The following is a 24,139-nucleotide window of genomic DNA, read 5'->3' as shown; positions in this document are numbered from 1 at the left end:
ACACGATGATCGAGCTTTCAAAGAAGGACATTCTTGACGGAATCGACCAGCAGTATTCGCGTGAGAAACCAGCCGATCCGGGCGCGGAAATCGACATCTGCCTTGCCTTTGACAGGAACTTCGTACCGCACGCGGCCGTGACTCTGGTTTCGGCTGCCAAGGCTTCAAAGATCCCGAGTAAAATCAAGGTGCATGTCCTGCACGCCGGAGACCTCGGTGCCGATGAACAAGCGGCGCTCGAGAAGCTGTCTCCGGCACTATCCATCAGGTGGCATGAAGTCGACAGTGAGCGTTTCGTTTCGCTTCCCGACAACCGTGACCACGTATCGCTTGCAACCTATCTGAGGCTTTTCATCCCTGAAACCCTAAGAGGCGTTGCCTCGCGGGTGATTTATTTGGATTGCGATACGATCGTCACCGACGACTTGGCCCATTTGTGGGCGGTCGACATGAAGGGCGCGGCGATCGCCGCCGCCCCAGACGAAGGTGGTGGAACGCAAGCGCAACGACTCGAACTGACGGAAGGAACATTCTACTTCAATGCCGGCGTTTTGTTGTTCAATCTTGAAGCCATCGATCCAGTAGAATTTGGATCCCGCGCACAAAGCGTTGTCTCGGAAAGGTTGGCAAAGCTGGAGCTTCAGGATCAGGACATCTTGAACCTGATGTTTGCCGGCCAGGTTCACCGCCTTCATCTTCGCTGGAACGCGAACACACGCCTCTACACGCCCAATGATCTGGAACCGGCCTACGGCCCGGTTGAAGCCCGGGAAGCGGTGACGGCACCGGGAATCCTTCACTTTACCGATCGCCGGAAACCGTGGAACACCAACTGCAACCACCCATTGCGCGAACTCTACTGGACATTGCGGAATGAAACGCCTTGGCGTGAAAGCAAGCCGCAACGAGTAAGGAGGCGCATCGAAGAACTGGTTCGGGACCGCCTCAGCAAATCTCGGAAGGCGGTAAAGATTGCAAGATAGTAAACCCTCGAAGCTGCGCCGCGAACTGGTTCGACCTGCCCGGCAGTTGGGAAAATTCCTGCATCGCACGACGTCTCGGGTTTATTCGCCCTACCTCTATGATCTCACCCAACGATTGAAGGTGCGCGTTTCGACAGGGTCGATCGGCATGCGGGACCACGTCGCGATCTATGTCATGGCACCCTTCGATGGGGTTTGGCCATCACATCTGGCCGCGCTTGAATACCTGGAAAACGCCGGTGCATCTCCGGTTGTCGTTTCCAATCTTGCTTTGTCCCCTGAAGAAAGAACCAGGATATCCGATCGCGCTTCGGTGGTGATTGAACGGCCAAATCAAGGTTACGATTTCGGCGCATACCGGGAAGGAGTCCTCTATCTGGGGGCACGGCTGGAGGGGCTTTCGCGCCTGTCACTGTTCAATGACTCCGTTTGGTTTCCTGTTCCGGCTGCTTCAAACTGGTTTGAGGCGGTCGAGAATGAGGGGACGGAGATCACAGGTGCCGCTTCCAATTTCGGCGCATCAAGAACCGTTCCTAGGGAACTCGTGGCTGAAACTTGGAAATACGGATCTGCTGGTGCCGGATTTCACTTTCCATCCTTTGCGCTGTCCTTTTCCGCCTCGGCATTGCGCACGCCAGCTTTTCGGCGTTTCTGGTCGAGATATCCATTGGTCAACAGCAAGGAACTCACGATTTTGAGGGGCGAGATTGGCCTTTCTCAATGGGCGCTCGCGCAAGGTTTCTCTGCTTCGTCGACCTACCCTGTTGTGAATATGGACAAATTGCTTGAGCCGCTTTCGACGCCACGATTGCGAGAAATAGCGGAAAACCTGATTGTCCTTGGAAACCCCAAATTCCTGGCGTTGAAGCACCGGACACTGCAGGAGCCGACAAACCGGAATACCTTGCTGGCGCTCCTCTTGGCCGCAACACGTTGCCTGGGCGTTTCTTATGCTTTCGCGGACTTCAATTTGGCGGAAATGAAGTTTCCATTTCTCAAGAAATCGCCTGTCTGGCATCAAAACGAGGCTTCGGAGATAACGATGCGGTTGCTCGAGAAACACGGCTTCAGCCCGGATACCCGGGACGAAGCGGAATTCCTTCGGCGTACACGATTGATCGCGACTTGAGCTTTGTAACTTCGGAGGAACTGTCGGCAACTCCGAATTTTCCTGTATGCGGCGGTGCGAAAGTTTGCCACGGTATCGCGCGCCCTTGAGGGATATCACGACCTGACCTTCGCGTTATCGATCGCCTTCGACCATTCACACCAAAAGTTGACAGACGCCAATCGTCCGAAGCTTGCAACCGGGCCGTGTGGTAGTGTTGTGCCGACGGCGTCTCTTTGTCTTGGGCTCTCAGTTTCAGAACCGCCACATGGACACTACCGGCTATTCCAATGCCCGTCGCAGGCGTGTTTCGCTCCACAAGTTGCAAAATGGGAAACAAAACGTGACTGGAAACGAGTCAAATAAAAGCCAAATTTATTCGTACACTATAATGGACTGAAGAATTCGGAATGAAGGGGGCTTCTGAAACCTAAAGGGGTCATAAATGGAGATTTTCGAGCAGTTTGCTGAAGAGTATGGGCGCACCAAGCTTGTCGAGATGTCGTTGCAGGACTACTTGCTGGGGTGCCGTGAAGATACCACGATGAGGGCGACCGCCGCCGAGAGGATGGTCGCTGCGATTGGAGAGCCCGAGCTTGTCGATACGAGCCAGGACCCGAGACTAAGCCGGATATTTCTCAACCGAACGATAAAGCGTTACAAACCTTTCCAGGACATTTTTGGCGTCGAGGAAACCATCGAACGCATTGTTGGTTTCTTCCGACACGCGAGCCAGGGGCTCGAAGAGCGGAAGCAGATCCTTTACCTTCTAGGCCCGGTCGGCGGCGGCAAGTCGACGCTTGCCGAGATCCTCAAGAACCTCATGGAGCGGCAACCTGTCTATGTCCTGAAGGCGGGCGACGAGATCAGCCCTGTCTTCGAATCCCCGCTGGGACTGTTTGACCGCGAGCGGATGGGAGATCTGCTGGAGAAGAAATACCATATCCCGAAACGACTGCTGAACGGGCTGATCTCGCCCTGGGCGGTCAAACGGCTCAAGGAGTTCGACGGCGACATTTCCAAGTTCTCGGTCGTCAAGCTCTATCCTTCCAAGCTGCGCCAGATCTGCGTCGCCAAGACTGAACCGGGCGACGAGAACAATCAGGACATCTCTTCGCTGGTCGGCAAGCTCGACATCCGCAAACTGGAGGAGTTCAGCCAGAACGACCCTGATGCCTATGCCTATTCCGGTGCTCTGAACCGCACCACGCAGGGGCTGATGGAGTTCGTGGAAATGTTCAAGGCGCCGATCAAGGTGCTGCATCCCTTGCTGACCGCGACGCAGGAAGGCTCTTATGCCGGTACCGAGAACATCGGCGCGTTCCCGTTTCAAGGCGTCATCGTCGCACATTCGAACGAAGCCGAATGGCGGCAATTCAAGAACAACAAGAACAACGAAGCGTTCCTCGACCGGATCAGCCTGGTCAAGGTGCCCTATTGCCTGCGGGCCACTGACGAAATCCGGATCTACGAGAAACTGCTGAATGAAAGCAGCCTTGGTGAAGCCCCTTGTGCACCGGAAACGTTGTCCATTCTGGGGCGGTTCAGCGTTCTGACGCGGCTGAAGGAACACGAGAATTCGCCGATTTACTCCAAGCTCCGCGTGTATGATGGTGAAACGCTGAAGGATACCGATCCCAAGGCGCGGTCGGTGCAGGAATACCGCGATGCCGCCGGCGTCGATGAGGGGATGACCGGCATCTCCACCCGCTTCGCCTTCAAGGTGCTGTCGGAAACCTTCAACCACGATACCGAAGAAGTCGGCGCCGATCCGGTGCATCTGCTTTACGTTCTCGAACAGTCGGTGAAGCGCGAGCAGTTCCCCGATGACGTCGAAAACCGTTACCTTTCGTTCATGAAAGACGATCTGGCGCCGCGCTATGCGGAGTTCATCGGCAACGAGATCCAGAAAGCCTATCTGGAATCCTACTCGGACTACGGCCAGAACCTTTTCGATCGTTACATCGCCTTCGCGGATGCCTGGATTGAGGATCAGGACTTCAAGGACCCAGATACCGGTCAGATTCTCAATCGCGACGTCCTCGAACAGGAACTCGAGAAGATCGAGAAGCCGGCCGGAATCTCCAACCCCAAGGACTTCCGCAACGAGGTGGTCAAGTTCGTGCTCCGCGCACGGGCCAACAATCGCGGTCGCAACCCGGATTGGCGCAAATATGAAAAGCTGAGAAGGGTCATCGAAAAGCGTATGTTTGGCCAGATTCAAGACCTCTTGCCGGTCATCAGCTTCGGCGCCAAGCGCGACAAGGAAACCGAAGCCAAGCACAACGAGTTTATCGAGCGGATGATCGGTCGCGGTTATACGCGCCGACAGGTCAGGCGCCTGGTTGAGTGGTACATGCGCGTCAACAAGGCCGGGTGAGGCAGGGAGTCCATACGCAAATGGCTCATTTGATCGACCGAAGGCTGAACCCAAAGGACAAGAGCCTCGGGAATCGGAGACGGTTCATACGCCGTGTCCGCACCGCGGTCAAAAAGGCGGTGGACGAAAGCGTGCGCCGCCGCAAAATCGCGGATGTCGACCAGCAGGAAAAGATTTCGGTGCCATCCGAAGGAATTGGAGAGCCGCATTTCAGGCATGCCAGTCAAGGTGGTTACCGGCGTACAGTCGCGACCGGCAACAAGAAATTCCGGACCGGCGACAAAATCCAAAAGCCGAGGTCGGGCCAGAGCGGGCAATACGGTCGCGAAGGTGCGTCCGAGGGCGAAGGCGAGGACGAGTTCCTGTTCGTTCTTTCACGCGACGAGTTTCTTTCCCTTTTCTTCGAGGATCTCGAACTTCCCGACATGGTCAAGCGCAGCCTGAAAGAGATTACGGCCGCCAAGCCGCAGCGCAGGGGCTACACCGCTTCCGGAACGCCCGCCAATCTCAGCGTCGCGCGCACGATGCGCAACGCTTTCGGTCGTCGCATCGCGATGCGACGCCCGACAACTGCCGAAACCCAGTCGCTCATGCAACAGGTGGAAGAACTGGAGGCGTTGACTAAGCCTGACGAGGCGCAGGAGGCGGAGTTGCAGGCGCTGCGCGACAAGCTCGACGAGATTCAGCGCCGCCGCCGGCACGTCCCTTTCATCGATCCGCTGGACGTGCGCTACAAGTATTTCGAGACGCGCCCCGAACCAGCCGCGAATGCGGTGATGTTCTGCCTGATGGATGTTTCGGCCTCGATGGGCGAACGCGAAAAGGACCTTGCCAAGCAGTTCTTCGTGCTCCTGCACCTATTTCTCAAACAGCGCTACGACAAACTCGAGCTTGTCTTCATCCGCCACACGCAGGTCGCGAACGAGGTCGATGAAGAGACGTTTTTCCACTCGCGTCAGACCGGCGGCACGGTCGTGAGCAGCGCGCTTGAAAAGATGAAGAAGATAATCGAAGCCCGCTATCCGCCCTCGCTTTGGAACATCTATGCGGCACAAGCTTCGGACGGCGAGAATTATCGTGGCGATTCAGACCTGTGCGCTGAACTCCTGATCGAGGACCTGATGAAGCGCTGCCAGTACTTCGCCTATACGGAAATCGTCGATGAGAACGAGGCGTCCCTGATGAACAGCGAGGATAGCGGCATGGAATTGTGGCGTGCATATCGGCAGGTGGCTGCAGCCTGGCCCAACTTCGCCATGAAGAGGATCGCGCGCCCCGCCGACATTTATCCGGTTCTGCACGAGCTGTTCGCGCGCAAGTCGGATGGGGTCACCAATGGCTGATCGCGCTGCAGCCGGGGTACCGCTCTTTGAAGGAGCGGAATGGGACTTTGAAAAGATTCAACGCAGCTATGACGCGATCGAGCGGGTCGCGATCGACGATCTCAAACTCGACGTCTATCCCAACCAGATCGAAATCATTTCCTATCAGCAGATGCTGGACGCTTATTCTTCGATCGGGATGCCGCTCATGTACCGGCACTGGTCTTTCGGCAAGCGTTTCGTCCACGAAGAACAGCTTTACCGAAAGGGCGCGCACGGCCTCGCCTATGAGATCGTGATCAATTCCGACCCGTGCATCAGCTACTGCCTTGAAGACAACACGATGGCGCTGCAGGTGCTGGTGATCGCTCACGCCGCATTCGGCCACAATCATTTCTTCAAGAACAATCACCTGTTCCGCCAGTGGAGCGACGCTCAGGGTATTCTCGACTACCTCGACTACGCCCGCAGCTTCATCGCCCAGTGCGAAGAACATCACGGCGAGCGCGAGGTCGAGCAGCTGCTTGATGCCGCACATGCGCTGATGCCGTCGAGCGTGTTCCGCCATCGCCGGCCACCCCATACATCGCTTGCGGATGAACGGGCCCGGCAACGCGAGCGGCGGATCGAAGAGGAACGGGCGGTGCATTACCTGTGGGATGCCTTCGACCACCCGGAGCCGTCAGCGAAAGCCGACGAGGAGGCCCGCAAGCGCAAGCGCGAAATGGGGCTGCCGGAGGAGAACCTGCTTTATTTCGTCGAACGTCACAGCCCGGTCCTGAAGCACTGGCAACGCGAAGTGCTTCGCATCGTTCGCAATATCGCGCAGTATTTCTATCCCCAACGTCAGACCAAGGTGATGAACGAAGGGTGTGCATGTTTCGTTCACTACCACATCACCAACGCTCTCCACGGCGCAGGTCTGCTGACGGATGGCGCCATGCTAGAGATATTGCACAACCACACCAATGTGGTGACGCAGCCAGGCTTCGATGCTCCGAACGCCGTAGGGATCAATCCCTACGCGCTCGGTTTCGCTATGATGCAGGACATCAAGCGCATCTGCACCGAACCGACGGAGGAGGACCGAGAGTGGTTTCCCGACATCGCCGGCAGCCGCGAATGGCGCGAAGTGTTGAAGGACGCCTGGGCCAACTATCGCGACGAAAGCTTCGTCCAGCAGTTCCTCAGCCCGCACATCATGCGCCGGTATCGCATGTTCACGCTTGCCGATGACGAGGGCGACCCATTCTACACGGTCGGAGCGATCCACGACGAGCGCGGCTATCACGAATTGCGCGATACACTGGCGCGGAGCCTCGACGTCTCGGAATTCGATCCCGATATCCAGATCGTCGACGTGGATCTTCTGGGGGACCGTTGTCTCAAACTGCACCACGCCGAGCGCAACGGCGTTTCGCTCGATGCGCGGAGCCGCGAAGCGACACTGAGCCATCTGCAGAAAATTTGGGGATATGAGGTAGCGTTCGACGATTGAAACTGGCGTGAAATCCATGCCCGAGACAATCGATCGGACTTATCAGAAGGGATCAGGTCAAGACTGGCGGGGCGGTCTCGCAGCGCCCTTTGATACCACAACGCGCCCCTTTCGAGGGTGCTGGTCAAAGGATGAGAACTCGTCTTCGGTATTTGCGTTTCCTATGTGAAGTCCTTCAGCCGGTATTTCCGCTGTGGCACCTGTGTCCTGGCTGGGAACACTCTTCGCTCCGTGAGCAGCGCACCTATTTGAACTGGGACCACCATCAGTTGCGATCAGAACAGGATCGGCGCATCAATCTTATAAGTAAAGCGCTTTCGTTTCCCAATTCCGCACGGAGACCACACCACTCAGCTATGGCAGCAGTGCCGGTCAGCTTGAGACTTGATCTTGCGGTCAGACAGCGCCCAAATTCCTGGCGATGTGTCGTATTGATGCCTCGATCGCGGAATGCGGACGCAAGGCATTACCGCAAAGCAATTGATTTCCGGGCTAGTCTTGAATTATCGAAACCGAGTTCGTTTGATCGTGGCCGACGCCACAACACCCCCTCCCCGCCTCAGCCCAGTTTCCTTTGACAGCGCCCTAGTGGCTGGTATTTCTGGGTAATTGACCAAGCACCGAATTACAGTTGGAGCGGATCGCGATGACTCCTGTCACCGCCGGGGACGTCAGATCGAGATTTAACCCGCGTGCGGAGCGCCGCGCGTGAACGGACATTTTTCGCGAAATGTGGCTTGGATCACTGGATCCAGCCTGGTCGAAAATCTGACCGGGATCTTCGTCTTTGTTCTGGTGGCCAGGATCATTGGGGCCGAGGCATTTGGCATCGTAATGATGGCCTTCGCCTTCGTTTTCATCGGTGAAGTCTTGGTGCGCGATACGGTTACCGAAGCGATCATCGCGCGTGACACGATTGAAGATGGGCGGCTTGAAGGCACATTCGCCGTCCTAATGATGCTCTCGCTAGGCATTGTCGCGCTTCTGATCCTGTTTTCGCCGGCGATCGCCGCCCTCTACGGCCAACCGGAGGTCGCCAGTTTGCTAGTTGTCGCCAGCCCGTCGATTCTGTTTCTGGGCGCTGGTGGGGTGTCGAGCGCCATTCTTAGACGCAACCTCGATTTCCGTACGGTCGCCATTCGCGATGCCTTGGCAGTCGTGGCAGGCGGTGCCGTGTGCATTGCGATGGCGGTCGGTGGCTTTGGGGCCTGGAGCCTGATCGCGCAGCGGCTCGTTCAGCTCAGCGTCAGCGCGGTGATTTCGGTAGTCGCCGCTGGCTGGTTGCCCAAGCGATTTCCAACGCGGGCCGATCTCTTGCTCGTTCGCGGGCTGGGTCCGAATACAATCATACTGAGGATTTCGTCGCTGGTGATCGCCCAAACTCCGACGATCGCATTAGGTCTGACAGCAGGCCCTGTCGCGGTAGGTCTGTATTCGTTTGCGTTTCGCTTGGTGGAACTGTTGACAACTTTTGTTTCGTTTCCGTTGAAAGGCGTCGCACAGTCAAGCTTCGCAGAACTTCGCCGCCACACGGGCGACACGGCCCGTTTCCTACTGGACGTATCGCAGATAGCCGCGCTGATTGCTTTCACGGCATTTGCCGGGCTTGCAGTGGTTGCAATCCCGGGCGTTCTGCTTTCGGTCGGGCCGGATTGGGACGGTGCTGGCAAAATCCTTCCGTGGCTATGCCTCATGGGAGCGGTCAATGCGCTTGTCGCCATCCACGAAGCCTACCTTTTGGCCTACGGTAAGATCTCACGATTTTTGATTGCCGCCGGGATTGAGGTCGCCGTAGGTATCGTTCTAGTTGGGCTGGCTGCGCCATTCGGTCTACTTGCCGTGTCGGTCGCCGCCACGGTACGAGCCGTTGTCGCTTTCCCGATACGATCCAATGTTGCACTGGCGACTGAAGCGATCGGGTGGAAGCGCTATCTGGCTAAACTGGTTGCACCCCTGCTGATCTCGGTCGGAATGGCACTGGTCGTTCTTGTCTGGCAGCGGTTGATCGGCGTGACGATGGGCGTCACGTTCCTGTTTCTCAGTTCAATTCTGGTCGGCGGCTTGACGTTCTTTGCTTTGATGCCGGTCGCCATGCCCGGATCAATTACCAAGGCGCTGCGAATGATCCGTCGCGAGGCATGAGGCAACGACTTGCAAGCTATGCCGTGGTGGCAATCCGGTGCGCGTTGGCCATGACCGAAAGGGTGATTGTACTCGCTGGAATTGCTGGCATAACGGAGGCATCGACGACATGAATCCTGATAGCGCCGTGCGGTCGCCCTAGGGCGTCGGTGTTTCCCCGTCGCGGACTTTTCGTCATGGGGAGCGTCGCGCCAATATGAAAACTCGATCCAGGCAGACCGATTTGCCCTGCTCGCGTTATTGCTATCAACCCTGCCCGCCGCAGATATCGCGCCATCGCGCGCCTAACCCGCCCTACCCTGTCTTCAAAACCGTCGGCCTCTACGACCTCCGCGCTCAGTCGGTGTTGTGGATCGCCCCGTGCGGGCTGTAGGTGAATCTTGGCGCAGTGGTCCGAGTGCAGGAAACTCTGGACGACGATCAATCGGCGCGCAACGCGCTCGAACAGCGGCTGCAGAAGCCCGAGGTTTCTCCCGTATTTTTCGAACATTTCACGCGCGTAGAAGTTGTTCCAGCCATAGAGCTGTGAGTGTACAGTCCAGGGCGAAATCGCCTGGTCACGCAACTCGACGAAAGCAAGCGCCAGAGTATGATGGGGCGCGGCACTGATGTTTCCGGCACCCCAGGTCGTCAGATGTGGTGTAAAGAAGTGCCGACTGTCGCGGAGGACCATGCCGCGCTCGGCCAGTTCCCGGTCGCTCTCGAACATGAGCCGCGCGGTCTCCAACACTCCCGTTGCGACAAACACACGTGCACCTGTAATCGGCGGACGTCCGTCCGCAATGTCAAGCGTTACACCTTCGCCGCTCTCGCGAATCCGAACGACCTCGGCCTGCTGGTATTCAATCCGACCTTCCCTTAGGTGAGCAGCCATCTTTTCTGAACTGTTGAAGATCTGGCCGTATGGGCAACCGTAGAGGCAAAGCCCGCAGGCGAGGCAATCGGGGCCGGCGGCCTGCCGGGCCGGACCAGGCCAGAATTGGGCTCCGCCCTGCGTGGTTGTCGGTTTCAGACGGCGCAACAATGCTTCGGCCTGTCGCGTGGCAGGCAGGCGACGCGCAAGGGGCAGGTCTCCGGTGGCAAGTATGTCATCGAAAGAGGCAGCGCTGCCGGCAATGGAAACTATTGAACCGATCGCAGTGTAATGCGGTTGAAGATCGGCGGGGGCGATTGGCCATCCTGCCAAATCACCTGGAGCCCAGGGCAGGACTGCCGCCCCCCACACGTTGCTAAGGCCGCCAAAAGCACGCGAGGACTGCAAAACCACGTTCGGGTTCGCGGGAAAGACCACGTCGTCGCGCGAGCGCAGCGCAAACCGAGACCCGAAACGCGCGACGCTGTCGGTAATATCGTGCTGACGCGAACGGAGTTCCGCAAGCGTATCATCGTCCCAGCCATCAGGTTTTGTTGCACCCAGGGCATCGCGCAGCGCGGCGCGGTTCGCCTCGAGTTTTTCGCCGGCATCCACGACCGTAACTTTCCGGCCCTTCTCCAAAATTCCCTCAACCGTCGCCAACGCTGAGGGGCCCGAACCGATAACAATGTCAGTCGCCCCGTTATTCATTTATGCCGTCCTTTTGGGCAGTAATCGTTGGCGATCTTGTCGTCATCAGAAACGCGTTTCGTTTCCAATGGGTAGGCGCCTTTTCCAGAGATCCAGGACCAGATTGTAGATCGTGTACCATCTGTCAACCGCCTCGCCCGGTAGCCTCCCAACCATGCCGGTGGGCGATTGTCTTGGCAAACTCGCCGAAGCGTTGTTTCCATTCAGAAACATTCCGGCGGTCAGCGACCGATTGGGTACTGCCTTGCTCGCGCTCATAGGCGCTGTCCCCTGCGCCTTGCGATGCTATTCGACTTGTGAAAGTGATGGGAATGCACGGCTCTCGCTCGTGCCCACTGCGGACCCGACCGGAGACACACCCATGACGACCGAACAGGCGCAAAATGGCGATCAAGCTCCTTTGTCGGTTCTCCAGATCGGCACTCAATTCAACCTTGGGGGAATTCCAAGGCACATGTTGTCGCTTGCGCAAACTCTGCGCGAACTTGGTCACGACGTCACACTGTCCGGTAACGCGGGCACCTGGTACGGACCCAATGACGACCCCGATTTTCTGGAACTACCAATACGCTACGTGGCCAGCGAGGGGGGCGGCATCCCCGCACGTCTGAAAAACCTTGCGCATTCAGTTTTCACATTGCGCCGCTGGCTCAGGCTAAATCGGGTAGACTTGATTCATGCGCATGAATCGGCGCCGGCACTGGTCTCGATGATGGCGCGTGCGGGTCTGCGGATTCCTGTCGCCGTGACTTATCATGGCTCCGAACCAGAGCGCGTGAAGACATTTTCTCGCGTCGCAAGACACTGCGATCTGGTCATCACGCCAAGCCATGCGTCGGCACGCGACTTGATAGAAATAGGAGGAATCCCCGAAACACGGGTTCAGGTTCTGGGCCTTGGCGTCAAACCGGCGCCCCTGGATTCGGCTGAAGAGATTGCAGCCGTGCGGCGGAGGTATCTGGGCGATGGTGAAAAGCTCATCGTGACCGTGGCTCGGCAATCGCACCAGAAGGGTATCGACATACTTATCGACTGTGTCGCACGTATGAAGGACAGCCATCCGGGCTACCGTTTCCTGCTTGTTGGCGACGGACATCTCGAAAAGGAATACAAGGCGCTTGCGACCGAAAAGGGCGTTCTCAACCATCTGACCTTTGCGGGTCGGACAGAGCGGGTACACCTGCATATTCGCGCGGCAGACGTTTTTGCCCTGACCTCACGCTACGAGTCGCTGCCTTTTGTCATTCCCGAAGCCTTTCAGACGGGAACCCCGGTCGTGGCGACAGCCTGTTCAGGGGTGGTTGAACTGGTCGATGACAGTGTCGGACGTGTTGTTCCCATAGGTGATGTGCCCGCTATTTGCACGGCGCTCCATTCAGTTCTTGCGGATGAGGCAGCGTTGGAGAGAATGGGTGCTGCGGCCCTGGAAAGAAGCCGCGAGGACAGGTTCAATCCGGATTGGGTTCATCGGCAATTCGTTGAGACGTATCGAAAACTGGCCGCGAAATTCTAACTCGGGCGTTTCTTGTCGCTAACTGTAGAAAGCAGCAACCTCGTCCAACCGCCCCTGAACGTCAGCGCCCCGAACAAATCCTAGCTCTGCCTCGGCTCGCGAAACGTCGATTTCACCGGTTGCGGTATAAAGATCGAACAAGAAGCGGTCCGGGTACTGCTCAGCCACATTGCTTTGAAGAATTCTGCGGAGCCGCCGCCCGACCACGTCAATGGTGTCGTTTCCCACAATCGTACGTAGTTTACTGCTTACGCGCGCCGCAAGGCTTGGCCCATGATCAACCGATCCCACGGTTAGCGGCATAAGACGGTCCTCAAGCTCTGCGAAGGGCCGCTTTTCGATGGTTCCAACGCCGAGCGCGCGGGCCTGGGCGCAATAATACTCCGGCCAAGTCGTTGGTGACGGATCCGAAATCAGATAGGCGCGAAGCCCTGGTTTTGCCGCAGCTCCTGCGACTACAGCCGCCCTGGCCAGGTCGTCCACGTGAACGAGATGGCATAAGCCGAAAGGGCGTCCGGCAGGGTGATCTCGGGGCATATCCGGGACGAGTATCGGCCCGGACCTGAGACGTTCGACAACGGCTTCGCTCCAGATTCGGCTGCCCGGCCCATATACCAGCGTCGGGCGCAGCAGGGTTGCCGATGACAATTGCCCCTTTTTGACAGCGTCAGAAATCAACGCCTCCATGGCGATTTTCGCACCTCGATAGCTGGAACCGTTGTCCGGCGGGGTGATCGGCGCATCCTCGACAAGATCACCTACAGGCCAACCATCGTGGACGACGACTGAACTCATGTGAACAAGATTGCTGACACCGGCGTGAGCGATTGCATTCAGAAACTTGCGGAACTCTGCCAGGTTTTCCGATCCTGAGGCGCGTAGATCGTATGCAAGGTGAAACACCGTATCGACGCCGCGCAGCGCCCGTCCCGGACTGGCGATGGTTCCGCGCGTAACCTCTGCGCCAAGACGCGAAATTGCGCCGGCACCGGGACTTCGCACGAGCGCGCGCGTGTTGGCGCCGGCATTCAACAGACTTCGCACGACCGCGCGACCGATGAACCCTCCCGCTCCGGTCACAAGAACTGGCGCGTCACCCTGTAACCATTCGGGCGCCTTTTTTGCGTTATGCTCATTCATTGTCGAACGCACCGGTTGTGTCTCATTCTTGCATTTGACACTCACCGCCGCGACCGGTGCAAGGCAAACCGACGCTTCACGCCCACACCGGGCCAGAACAGCCAGACGGTTTTGGCAAGCACATTGAGCGTGGAGGTGCCGGTAGACAAACGCAAACGGAGAAATCGGACGGATTTTGACCAGTCACCGTTTTCAAGGAACCGCAGAAACCTAGGCGGAACTACTCTGACGCCAGTCGAAATGAGCGGAGTATCGGATCAGCCCGAGAACCGCCAGGGCGTAAAGGTGACGCTCCTGGTTGAAATGGTTGTAGACAAAGGAATGGACGACGGCGAAGTCTTTCAAACTTTGCGTGCGCCGGAAGCGCTGTATTGCCAATCTTCGAAATCTGGCGTGAAAGAATGGCCCGATGTTCCGAGACCACCGGCAGAGCAGTTGGACTATCGACCCTAGCCATATGTTCCACACCCCCTGAGCGCCCCCGCGAACTCCGGAGGCGCCCAGTTTTGCCTTGCTCGGCGCGTCAGTTCAGAAGCACGTCCAGCGGGACCGGGTTGCTGATGGTCCAGTTTTCCACCACGGCCGGTTTGCCATTCTGAATTTCGATGATCTGCATCTCTGCGGAATTCTGATGGTGGAGTTCGTTGGTGAAGCTGCGCGGACCGAATGCGGTTTGCTCTCCCTTCATTTTTTCAAGCTCGGTCGTCACCGCGTTCCCGTCGAGAGTGCCCGCGCGCTCGACAGCCTTGGACCAGAGGTCCATCAGAACATACCCCGGGTAAGCGTAGGAACTTGCCGGCCGCGATCCGGTAGCCTTTTCGTAGGCCGCGTTGAAGGCCTCAACCTCGGGGCGCGGGTCGTCGCCATAGATCGATCCCTGAACGGGTACCACGAAGCCAGACAGATCCGGCGTCGCGTCCAGCCAGTAAGATCCGTCCACGGCCGAGCCGTTGAGGATCAGCGAATTGATGCCGGCGGCGCGGATCTGGCGGACCGCGGAAGCGGCGCCGGGGATGTAGGAGCACAGCATGATCACGTCTGGCTCTTCCGGCAGCGCCTTGATCCTGGTGATCTGGCTGGCAATGGAGGCGTCGTCGTTCTTGAAGGTGTCGCGCCCGACGATTTCCGTCCCTTCGAGCTGCGGGAACATCCAATCGAATCCGGTGCAAATGCCCTTGTTGTACTCGATCGTCGTATCCAGCAGCACATAGCCGGTCTTGGCATCGCGCTTGGCGTGGCTCCATTCGGCCATTGTGGCGCCCTGAACCGCCGCGAGCACTGAGCCCGAGAAGGAATTCGGCCCGACGCCCTGAATGCCGGCCTTGACGTCTTCGGCACAGAGGAAGAATGAAACCATCCCCTCGGCTTCGGCCGACAGCGCGGCGGGGGCTCCGAAGTCGTAGTCGCAGCTCACGACCATCATGTCGGCGCCTTCGTCGATGACCTGAAGTCCGGCGCGCGCCGATTGCTGGCGGTCGGTTTTTGTGTCGGCCTCGACCCACCGGATCTTTCGGCCGAGCAGCCCGCCGTTCGCATTGATCTCTTCGATGCGGATTTTTGCGGCGGTCGCTGCGGGCGTGTCATACGCCTCCATCCAGCCGGACTGCGCTATCGCAAAACCGACGGTGATGTCCTCGGCCGCGGCAGGCAGCGCCAGGACGGCCAGTGCCGAAGCAAATGCCAGGGGTTTCATGATTGGTCTCTCCTCAGTTGGTTGAAGTTGGCTCTTGCGAGAGCGGAATTCGCGGCAAGGTCAGCCGCAGCTTGAATTCTCGTCCGCCGGTCAGGCCGGCCGGACGCAGGATCAGGACAAAGATCATGGCGACGCCGATCAGGATCTCCTGACTGCCTGAAGGAAGCGCGAACTGGGTGGCGCCGATGGTGATGCCCCGTTCGGCGCGCACAAGAAGCTCGATCAGAAGCGACAGCAGCAGAACCCCGATGACCGCGCCGGACAGGCTGCCGATTCCGCCTACGACGAGCATCGCCAGCGAGATGAAGGTGATGCCGAGGTAGAAGCTGTCGGGGTTCAGGACGCCGATGGAATGCCCCAGTAGCGCGCCGGATATGCCGGTGAAGAATGCCGAAATGACCAGCGACCAAAGCCGGTGCCGATACATGTCGATGCCCGAGGCCTTGGCGGCGACCTCGTCTTCACGAGTGGCCCGCAGGGCGAGGCCCGACGCGGAATTGGCGTAGAGATTGGCGGCAACGATGGCGGCGACAGCCCATGCAAGGGCGACCCAGTGATCGACATAGCGCGTGAGGCCGACGACCGACGAGGTCGCGCCGGTCACGCCTTCCCAATTGGAATAGACCGTATTGACGATGGCGAGAAAGGCGAAGGTCGCGATCGACGCGGCGATGCCCGAAAGCCGCAGGATGGCCGCGCCCGAAAGAAGCGCGACAAGGGCGGCAAGCAGTCCCGAAGCAATCGCGGCGGGTAACACTGGCCACTGCGCATCCATCAACCAGGGCGGAAGGTCGGGCAAGAACAACGCCTTGCTCTGCGGCTTGAGCGTCAGCCAGGCCGAGCAATAGGCGCCGATCGCCATGTAGCCGGCATGACCAAAGCTGATGACCCCCGAATTGCCGACGAAGATCCAGAGCCCGACCACAAGCGTCACGCGGACAAGCGTTTCCGCGGCCGTCCGGGCCAGCGCCTTGTCGCCAAGAATGACCACGAAGGCGACGAAGGCAAGAAGGATCGCGGACAGGATCAGCGGGGTGGAATAAGCGGCAAGGCGGTGTTGAGCGTGTTGGGAAGACATGTCAGACCCTCGGCTTGGCAGAGGCGGCAACGAACAGACCCTGCGGACGCACCAGCAGGCAGACGATCACCAGCGTGTAGAGAAAGGCGTCGCGGAATGGGCGCGCGTCGAGCGGCAGGAAGGCCTGCAGCAGCACCGAGGCGGCGCCGATCAGGAAACCAGCGGCGACCGCACCCGGCAGTGAGCCGAGCCCACCGATGACCGTGGCTATGAACGCCACCAGCATGACCTGCCCGCCCATCCGCACGTCAGCCACGCCCGTCTGGGTAGCCATGATCAGAGCCACGGCAGCGGCCAGCGCACCGGAAAGCGCGAAGGCCCCGGTGATGACCACGTTTGCCTTAACGCCAAGCAGTCGAGCCATGGTGAAGTTCTCGGCAGCCGCCCGCATCTCGAGCCCCAGCCGGGTCTTTTTCAGCAAGGCTGCCAGCCCTGCGACCACCAATAGCGTGGTCAGGATGACGATGAGCTGCAGCAGCGGCACTTCGGCGCCGGCGATGCGGACCGGTGTGTTGAGGTCGGGCCAGAGGCTGATCGCCTTGGGACGGCCGCCATAGGCCGCCAGTAGCGCATTGCGGATGACGAAGCCGAGTGCAAAGGACGAGATCATCATCGCCACCGGATCGGCACGGCGCAGATGTCGGAACACAGCGTGTTCCGAGGCGATTGCGATGGCAGCGCCTAGAGCAAGGATCAGAGGAACGAGGATCAGGGCCGGAGCACGTCCGAGCAGCATCACGGCCACCGCGTCGGTCGACGGAACGATCAGGGCAAAGACGCAGAACGCGATGTATTCGCCATGCGCGAAGTTCACCAGGTTCATCACCCCGAAAATCAGCGCGATACCCAGCGCGGCCATGGCGTAGAGCCCGCCAAGCGAGGCCGCGTCGAAGAAGAGTTGTGCGAAATTGGTCATGCCACGGCCTCCGGTTCCGGGTGGGAATTGCCGAAATAGGCCTGGGCAAGCGCATCCCGGTCGGCCATGTCGGCGGCATTGCCTTCGCCGACGATCCGGCCGCCCCGCATCAGAACCATGCGGCCGCCGACGCGCGCCGCGCGCAACGAGCTCTGTTCGACGATCAGCAGCGTCAGGCCGCGCTCTTCCTGAAGCGCCGCGAGGGTGTCATAGACCTGATCGACGATCTTGGGGGCAAGTCCCAGCGACGGCTCATCGACCATCATGAGTTTGGGATTTGTCATCAATGCCCGCCCTATCGCCAGCATCTGCTGCTGACCGCCAGAGAGAGCGCCGGCCGCGGCGCGGCGGCGCTCTCCCAGGATCGGGAAGGCTGCGAAGATTTCCTCGATGTCCGTTTCGATCGCTTGGGCATCCTGGCGAATACCCGTGCCCACCCGAAGGTTCTCTTCCACCGTCAGACTGCCGAAGATTTCGCGGCCTTCGGGAACCATCGACAAGCCGAGACGCGCGATGGCTTCCGGGCTGCGGCCCGTCAGCAGGTCGCCATCCATCTCGATCCGTCCATGCGAGGTGGGCACTTTCCCGCAGATCGCGTTGAGGAAGGACGACTTTCCCGCACCGTTCGGCCCCGAGATGAACACCCGCTCACCTTCTTCCAGGTGAAAGGTCAGGTCAGAGATCGCGGGCACCTTGCCGTAGCGCACGGATATGTCGAATACACCAAGCTTGGACATCACGCGGCCTCCTGATCTGCGCCGAAATAGGCGTCGCGCACGCGCTGGCTTCCGGTGATTGCGGCGCGGTTGCCCTCTTCGATCAGTTGGCCCGCGTCGAGTACGTAGACATGGCTGGTGACCGAAAGGACCAGTTCGACATTGTGTTCGATCAGCAGCACGCCGGTTCCCAGTTCCTCCGCCATGCGCCGGATGAGCGCGGCGAGTTCGGCCGCCTCGGTCTCGGACATGCCGGCGGCTGGTTCATCCAGCAACAGGAAGGCCGGCGCGAACATCAGGGCGCGGGCGATGCCGACCCGGCGTTCATCCGTATAGGGCAGTCCGGCCGCTGGTTTTTCCGCCAGATGTGAAACGCCGATCCAATCGAGGACGCGCAAGGCTTCGACCTCGGCGGCGTGACGGGAGTGCCCGAGCCCCACACCGGTCACCGCGAGATTGTCGAGCACGTCGAGCCCGGCAAAGAGCCGCCCGGCCTGAAACGTGCGGGCGACGCCTTGCCGGCGCAGGGCATGCGCCGGGAGGTTGCCGACATCGCGCTTTCCGAGAGTCACGGTTCCGGTCGTAGGCGCCTGAAATCCGGTCAGCACGTTGACCATCGTGGTCTTGCCCGCGCCGTTCGGGCCGATCAGCCCGTGAACCGCACCCGGGGTGACGGAGAGGGAGACATCCGTCAGCGCCTTGAAGCCGCCGAAGGCCACCGTCACCCCGGTCGCAGAAAGGGAGGGACCGTTATGAACCGTGACACTCATCGCTCACGCCTCGACGAGGTCTTTGGCCGGCTTCGCCTTAACCGCGGGCTGTTCGGCGGTCAGGACATAGGTGCCGGTCTCGTGCAGGCTGACGGTCCAGCCCGGTTCGACCACGATGGTCGTGGTCACCTCTTCGATCACCGCCGGTCCATGCAACGTGTCGCCTGCACCCAACGCCGAGCCGTCATAGACCGGCGTGTTCTGGGCGATGCCATCGGAATTGAACACCATGTCGCGGTGTCCTTTCAGCGCCGTTGCCGCGCCCTGCCCCGGTGCAAGGTGCATGCGCTCGGGTTTTGCCACATGTCCGGTGATCGCGCTTTCGACGTTGACCACTTCGACCGCGTTGTGCGGCTCGTCATAGGTATAGAGTTCCCTGTGGCGGGCATGGAACGCAGCTTTGATGTCCTCAAGCGAGGTTTCGGTAACCTTGAACGGGCCGACCTCCACCGTGCATTCGTGGACCTGGCCGACATAGCGCATGTCGAGCGTGCGACTGATCGAGATGTCGGCCTCATGGAAGCCGTCGCCAGCCAGGTCTTCGCGTCCACGCGCCTCGAGACCGTTGAAGAGTTCGTCGAGTGTACTCGCTGCCTGCGCGCCCTGCAGGCGAAGCGGGGCCGGAGCCATGTAGTTGTACTTCACGTCCGAAATGATCTGCCCATAAGCGCAGAGCCCCGAGGCGAGCTTGTTGATCAACACTATGGAGATGCCCATCTCGCGCGCCAGCGCGGTGATATGAGCGCCCGTAGCGCCGCCCGCGCCCATCAGCACGAAATCGCGAGGGTCATAGCCCCGCTCGACGGAAACCCGCCGGATCGCGTTGACCATGTTGTTGTTGACGATTGTGAACATGCCGTAGGCGGCACGCTCGACACTGATCCCCAAAGGGTCGGCGAGATGCGTCTTGATGGCGTTGCGCGCCTTCTGCAGATCCAGCGGCAACCGCCCGCCGACAAGCCCGTCGGCGTTGAGATAGCCCAGCACAAGATTGGCGTCGGTCGTGGTCGGACGCTCGCCCCCCTGGCCGTAGCAGGCCGGCCCAGGCTCTGAACCTGCCGATTGCGGACCCATCTGCATGAGTCCCATGTCGTCGATCCATCCGATGGAACCGCCACCGGCGCCTAGGGTCTCGACCTGGATCATGGGGATACCGATGCGATAACGCAGGAAGTCGATGTTCTTGTTGACGTTGGCCTTGCCATCCTTGGTCAGAGTGATGTCGAACGAGGTACCACCCATGTCGCAGGTGATTATGTTCTGCTCACCCCAGGGCTTGCCCACGTCGAGCGCCGCCTGCGGCGCAGAAGCCGGACCGGAATTGATTGCGTATACGGATTGATCGGTAACGACTTTGCCAAGCGCCAAACCGCCGTTCGACTGGAAATACCGCACAGGGTGCTTTGAACCCAGTTCGCGGAAATAGGCGTCGATCGCCTCGACATAGCGTTGCAGGATCGGCGCCAGATAGGCGTTGACGATGGCCGTCGAAGTGCGTGTGTATTCGCGGACCTGCGGATAGAGCTGACTTCCGATGGTCAGGCGGACATCGGGCATCATCTCGCGCACGATTTCCGCCGCGCGGTTCTCATGCTCGGGATGCAGAACCGACCAGACGAAGCTGATGGCGACCGATTCCACCCCTTCCGCGATGAAGTAGCGGCACGCTTCGCGAACGTCGTCCTCGTTGAGCGGTGTCTTTACCGTTCCGTCCGAGATCACCCGCTCTTGAATGCCTTTGCGCAGATGACGCGGCACCAGCATCGTCGCGGGCGGGTAGTCGGGGTCATAGCGATAGCCGTCTTCCTTGTGGCCCAGGCGGATCTCGATGCTGTCCTGGTGGCCCAACGTGGCGATCAGGCCGGTCTTGGCGCCGGTATGGGTGATCAGCGCGTTGAGGCCGACGGTGGTGCCGTTGATGCAGAGATCTGAGTTCGAGACGATCTCTTCCGCGGTCAGCCCGGTTTCCTCGGTGATGAGCGCCAGTCCGTTGCGGATGGCCTTGGTGGGTTCGGTCGGTGTCGAAAGCACCTTGAATATCTGCACCGAGCCCTTGGCATCGGCGAGGATGAAATCGGTGAACGTGCCGCCGGCGTCGATGCCCAGACGATATTTGCTACGCATGAGATTATTCCTTTCTGTCAGGGGCTTCAGGCCGCCGCGCGAGCCTTGGCCGTGGCGTCTTCGTCCACGGCGAGCGTTTCGGGATCGGCGATGACGACGCCGTAGTCGAGCCGTGCGCCTTCGATGGAGACGAGACCGTTGCGGATGTCGGCTACCACCTTCTGCACGTCGCGCTCGAACGGGTTGCCGTAACCACCGCCGCCAGGGTTGATGTTGGCGGCGCGTTCTCCGGGCCGGATCGTCTCGATTACGTTGTCCGTGATGATCTGGGTTGCGCCATTGCGGGTGACCTCAAGCCGGCCGACCTTTTTCTCGACCATGGCCGATTTCGCGCCAGCCGCGCCCATGGCGGGGATGCGGCGGCCTTCGCCGAAGGTAACAAGGGTCATGTCTCGGTCGAGCGGTTCGACCTCCCAACGCGTGCCCGAGCCGCCACGGAACTTGCCCGCGCCGCCCGAGTCCGTCATCAGCCCGTATTCGTGGATGATGATCGGGTAGGAATGTTCAAGCATTTCGATGTCACCCGAGGTCAGCGCTCCAAAGCAGCATTCGGGGCCGCAGGCGTGCCAGCCGTCCTGACTTGCCGTGGCTCCGGCGCCCGAGATGATCGAGGCCAGCACCATGGTCACGTATTCCTCGTCATGGCGCGTGTCCCACCCGGCGATGTTGCAGCCGTTGGCGTGGCCCCAACTGGCCGAGACCTTCTCGGGCGCGGCCTGTTCGAAGGCCAGGCGAACCGCGTCGGTCAGCGTTTCCATCGGCGTGGTGGTGCAGTTCATGTGCGGCGCCGGAGGTTTGGCGTTGCAGAGCGTGCCTTTCGGACCCATGTCCACGGTGACGTTCCGGTAAAGCCCCTCGTTGTAGGGCGGCGGCAACTGGGCGAACATCATCAGCCCGAGATAGACGCCGGAGTAACTGTTCCCTTCGTAGGAATTGATGAAATAGGGGATCTGCGGCGGGCTCTCGATCTCGATATGACAGCTCGCGCCGTTGATGGTGACCGTGGCAGTGATGTCGAAATCCCCGAACCCGTGGCCCGCGTCCTCAAGAACGGCGGTTCCGGAATAGGTTCCATCAGGCACCTTGGCGATCAGGCTGTTCATGTGCCGGTTTGCCATCGAAAGCAGTTCCTCGATGCAGTCCTGCACCGTCTCCTTGCCGTATTTGTCCATCAGCGCCGTCAGGTTGCGGGCGCCAACCTGACATGCGCCGATCAGCGCGTTGAAATCGCCTTCCTGGTCGCGCCGGGCGCGCATGTTGGTCAGAAGAAGGTTCAGAACGTCGTCGCGCGGAACGCCCTTGTCCCAGATCTTGACCGGCGGAATACGCAGTCCCTCGGCAAAGATCTCCTTGGCCTCGGGGTTGTAACCAGCGGGCACCGGGCCGCCGATGTCGGTCAGGTGGCCCTTGCAGACGGTCCAGAACACCAGTTCGCCCTTGTAGAACACCGGGTAATACATGCAGGTGTCGATGATGTGGCTGCCCGCATAATCGGGATCGTTTTGCAGGATCAGATCGCCTTCGTGGATGTCGCCGTCAAAGAACTTGTCCACAGCCTTCATCGCCGGGATGAGCGAGCCGAGATGGATGGGGATGTCCTGTCCCTGCAGGATCATCTCGGGCGTGTGGTTGAAAAGCGCCGTCGAATAGTCGTGCGCCAGGTTGAAGACGGAACTGCGCGCGGTCTTTTCCAACGCAAGCGTCATTTCGCGCTGCGTTGTTTCCAGAACGCCCCTTACTACCGAAAGCGTGATCGGGTCGACTTGTCTTGCTGCCATGGGTTTGTGGTCCTCTGCTTGGGTGCAAAGGGCCCGCCAGCGGGTGTCGCTAATTCCTCCCGATCTGGCGTGCTCCTCCTGCACGTCGATCTCTGTTTTCAGCATTGCGGAAGGGTTCCAGACGGTCTTGACGATCCGTGCACAAGTGATTGACCCGGGACGCAGTAACTTTTTTCGCTCAGCGCAGGAAGGTTTGACGATCAGCGCAGCACCGCTGAATTCCTTTGGTGACAAGGGTAATTACGGGTAATCTCGCTGCAGGGAGGACCTAAAACATGACCGCCGAGCTTCGATTCTCGACGGCCTCGACCGAGCCGCAGCATCGTTCCAGCCACTGGAACGCCGTGATAACCGAGTCCTATTTCCCGCTGGAACTTCAGTTCCGCGACCCGATCCATTTCAATGGCCGTCTCACCCGGAAATCTCTGGGCCACGTCGGCATGTCGCGGCTCACGTCGGACCCGATGAATTACGAACGACGCCGGTCCCATATCCGCGAAGCACGTGAAGAGGAGTACCTGGTTACACTGCCGCGCACGAGTTCGGTGGAATTCCGGCAGCTCGGACGCGATGTGCGGTGTGATCCGGGCGGTTTCATCATCGAACGGGGCGACGAGCCCTACCGCTTTTTCTATGAGAACCCCAACGACCTCTTCGTTCTCAAGGTCAACCGAAAGGCGCTTGCGGAACGCGTGCGCCAACCCGACAGGTTCTGCGCCCGCGTCATTGACGCGACGAATGGAACCGCCGGCCTCTTCGCCACAATGGTCAACCACGCCCAGACGGAAATCGACAGCTTGTCCCGAGCTTCATGTGAGACGATTGGCCGGCAACTGCTGGAGCTTTTAGGCTTGGCTCTGAACGATGCGTCGGACGCCGGCGACAGTGGCTTTACCTCGGTGCGGGCCGCGCATCTGACGCGTGTGGAACGGTTCATTCGCGCGAACCTGAAGAACCCCGACCTTTCCCCCGACCTGATTGCCGAAGCCTGCGGTATTTCCAAGCGCTACCTTCACGACCTGTTCAAGGATGTGAACGGCACCGTCAGTCAGCAGATCCGGGACCAACGCCTGATCGCGGCGCGCGACCGGTTGCAGTCGTCGCGTGATCTTCCGATCTCCGAAGTCGCCTACCGGTTCAGTTTTGCCGACCAGGCCCAGTTCTCGCGCCTGTTCAAGGCAAAGTTCGGGGTCACGCCGTCAGAATTCCAGCGCAACCCCAATTAGCGTTCAAGTGCAGCCGCAACTGCAGCGCCGTACTTGTCGCCCCTGCCTACAGCCTGTCCTGCAACTCCGGCACGGCCTGGAACAGGTCTGCGACGAGGCCGAAATCGGCGACCTGGAAGATCGGCGCCTCTTCGTCCTTGTTGATGGCGACGATGACCTTGCTGTCCTTCATGCCGGCCAGGTGCTGG

At 59.6% G+C, this 24,139-nt stretch carries 17 protein-coding genes and 1 pseudogene; 8 read left to right on the top strand and 10 right to left on the bottom strand.

Annotated features, from left to right (window positions below; genetic code table 11):
• Positions 1-5: 5 nt before the first annotated feature.
• From FGK63_RS04740 to FGK63_RS04715, 6 genes are all read left to right on the top strand, one after another.
• Positions 6-983, top strand: a complete 978-nt coding sequence (locus tag FGK63_RS04740; protein ID WP_138840479.1) for a glycosyltransferase family 8 protein — start codon at positions 6-8, stop codon at positions 981-983.
• The gene (locus tag FGK63_RS04735) at positions 973-2,112 is read left to right on the top strand and encodes a rhamnan synthesis F family protein (RefSeq protein ID WP_138840478.1); all 1,140 of its coding nucleotides are present in this window, start codon (positions 973-975) and stop codon (positions 2,110-2,112) included. The genes FGK63_RS04740 and FGK63_RS04735 overlap by 11 nt, the downstream gene beginning before the upstream one ends.
• A gap of 424 nt (positions 2,113-2,536) precedes the next feature.
• A complete protein-coding gene (locus FGK63_RS04730) occupies positions 2,537-4,471 on the top strand; it encodes a PrkA family serine protein kinase (protein WP_138840477.1) in 1,935 nt (644 codons plus the stop codon).
• A 20-nt stretch (positions 4,472-4,491) separates the two neighbouring features.
• Positions 4,492-5,814, top strand: a complete 1,323-nt coding sequence (locus FGK63_RS04725) for a YeaH/YhbH family protein (protein ID WP_138840476.1) — start codon at positions 4,492-4,494, stop codon at positions 5,812-5,814.
• Positions 5,807-7,291, top strand: a complete 1,485-nt coding sequence (locus FGK63_RS04720) for a SpoVR family protein (RefSeq protein WP_138840475.1) — start codon at positions 5,807-5,809, stop codon at positions 7,289-7,291. Before FGK63_RS04725 ends, FGK63_RS04720 begins: the two co-directional genes overlap by 8 nt.
• Positions 7,292-7,999: 708 nt before the next feature.
• Positions 8,000-9,433 (top strand): oligosaccharide flippase family protein, encoded by a 1,434-nt coding sequence (locus FGK63_RS04715; protein ID WP_138840474.1) that lies wholly within the window; start codon positions 8,000-8,002, stop codon positions 9,431-9,433.
• A 16-nt stretch (positions 9,434-9,449) separates the two neighbouring features.
• Here the strand turns inward: FGK63_RS04715 and FGK63_RS04710 are convergent, their stop codons facing one another.
• Positions 9,450-10,997: a GMC oxidoreductase gene (locus tag FGK63_RS04710; RefSeq protein ID WP_138840473.1), complete on the bottom strand. Its 1,548-nt coding sequence runs from the start codon at positions 10,995-10,997 to the stop codon at positions 9,450-9,452.
• Positions 10,998-11,358: 361 nt separating this feature from the next.
• Here FGK63_RS04710 and FGK63_RS04705 point away from each other — a divergent pair, with 361 nt between their 5' ends.
• Positions 11,359-12,510 (top strand): glycosyltransferase family 4 protein, encoded by a 1,152-nt coding sequence (locus tag FGK63_RS04705; protein ID WP_171052574.1) that lies wholly within the window; start codon positions 11,359-11,361, stop codon positions 12,508-12,510.
• A gap of 18 nt (positions 12,511-12,528) precedes the next feature.
• On the opposite strand, the gene FGK63_RS04700 is transcribed toward FGK63_RS04705, so the two are convergent.
• The 8 genes from FGK63_RS04700 to capB all read right to left on the bottom strand — a co-directional run bounded on the left by FGK63_RS04700 (position 12,529) and on the right by capB (position 22,725).
• Positions 12,529-13,650, bottom strand: coding sequence for an NAD-dependent epimerase/dehydratase family protein (locus FGK63_RS04700; protein ID WP_138840471.1), 1,122 nt, complete (start codon positions 13,648-13,650; stop codon positions 12,529-12,531).
• Positions 13,651-14,173: 523 nt separating this feature from the next.
• On the bottom strand, positions 14,174-15,343 hold the full coding sequence (locus FGK63_RS04690; RefSeq protein WP_138840470.1) for an ABC transporter substrate-binding protein: 1,170 nt from the start codon (positions 15,341-15,343) through the stop codon (positions 14,174-14,176).
• A gap of 13 nt (positions 15,344-15,356) precedes the next feature.
• Positions 15,357-16,421, bottom strand: coding sequence for a branched-chain amino acid ABC transporter permease (locus FGK63_RS04685; protein WP_138840469.1), 1,065 nt, complete (start codon positions 16,419-16,421; stop codon positions 15,357-15,359).
• 1 nt (position 16,422) lies between these two features.
• Positions 16,423-17,337, bottom strand: coding sequence for a branched-chain amino acid ABC transporter permease (locus FGK63_RS04680; RefSeq protein WP_138840468.1), 915 nt, complete (start codon positions 17,335-17,337; stop codon positions 16,423-16,425).
• Positions 17,334-18,074, bottom strand: a complete 741-nt coding sequence (locus FGK63_RS04675) for an ABC transporter ATP-binding protein (protein ID WP_138840467.1) — start codon at positions 18,072-18,074, stop codon at positions 17,334-17,336. The genes FGK63_RS04680 and FGK63_RS04675 overlap by 4 nt, the downstream gene beginning before the upstream one ends.
• Positions 18,074-18,823, bottom strand: coding sequence for an ABC transporter ATP-binding protein (locus FGK63_RS04670; protein WP_138840466.1), 750 nt, complete (start codon positions 18,821-18,823; stop codon positions 18,074-18,076). Before FGK63_RS04670 ends, FGK63_RS04675 begins: the two co-directional genes overlap by 1 nt.
• A 3-nt stretch (positions 18,824-18,826) precedes the next feature.
• Positions 18,827-20,947, bottom strand: a complete 2,121-nt coding sequence (capA, locus tag FGK63_RS04665) for a caprolactamase subunit alpha (protein WP_138840465.1) — start codon at positions 20,945-20,947, stop codon at positions 18,827-18,829.
• A gap of 26 nt (positions 20,948-20,973) precedes the next feature.
• Positions 20,974-22,725, bottom strand: a complete 1,752-nt coding sequence (gene capB / locus FGK63_RS04660; protein WP_138840464.1) for a caprolactamase subunit beta — start codon at positions 22,723-22,725, stop codon at positions 20,974-20,976.
• A gap of 275 nt (positions 22,726-23,000) precedes the next feature.
• Between capB and FGK63_RS04655 the strand changes: the two genes are divergently transcribed.
• Positions 23,001-23,951, top strand: coding sequence for an AraC-like ligand-binding domain-containing protein (locus FGK63_RS04655; protein WP_138840463.1), 951 nt, complete (start codon positions 23,001-23,003; stop codon positions 23,949-23,951).
• A gap of 46 nt (positions 23,952-23,997) precedes the next feature.
• Here the strand turns inward: FGK63_RS04655 and FGK63_RS04650 are convergent.
• Positions 23,998-24,139 (bottom strand): annotated as a pseudogene (locus FGK63_RS04650) (electron transfer flavoprotein subunit alpha/FixB family protein); the annotation flags it as partial.

The sequence above is a fragment of the Ruegeria sediminis genome, from assembly GCF_005938215.1.
Lineage (GTDB): Bacteria > Pseudomonadota > Alphaproteobacteria > Rhodobacterales > Rhodobacteraceae > Ruegeria > Ruegeria sediminis.
This window is presented reverse-complemented; position numbering and strand designations above follow the sequence as displayed.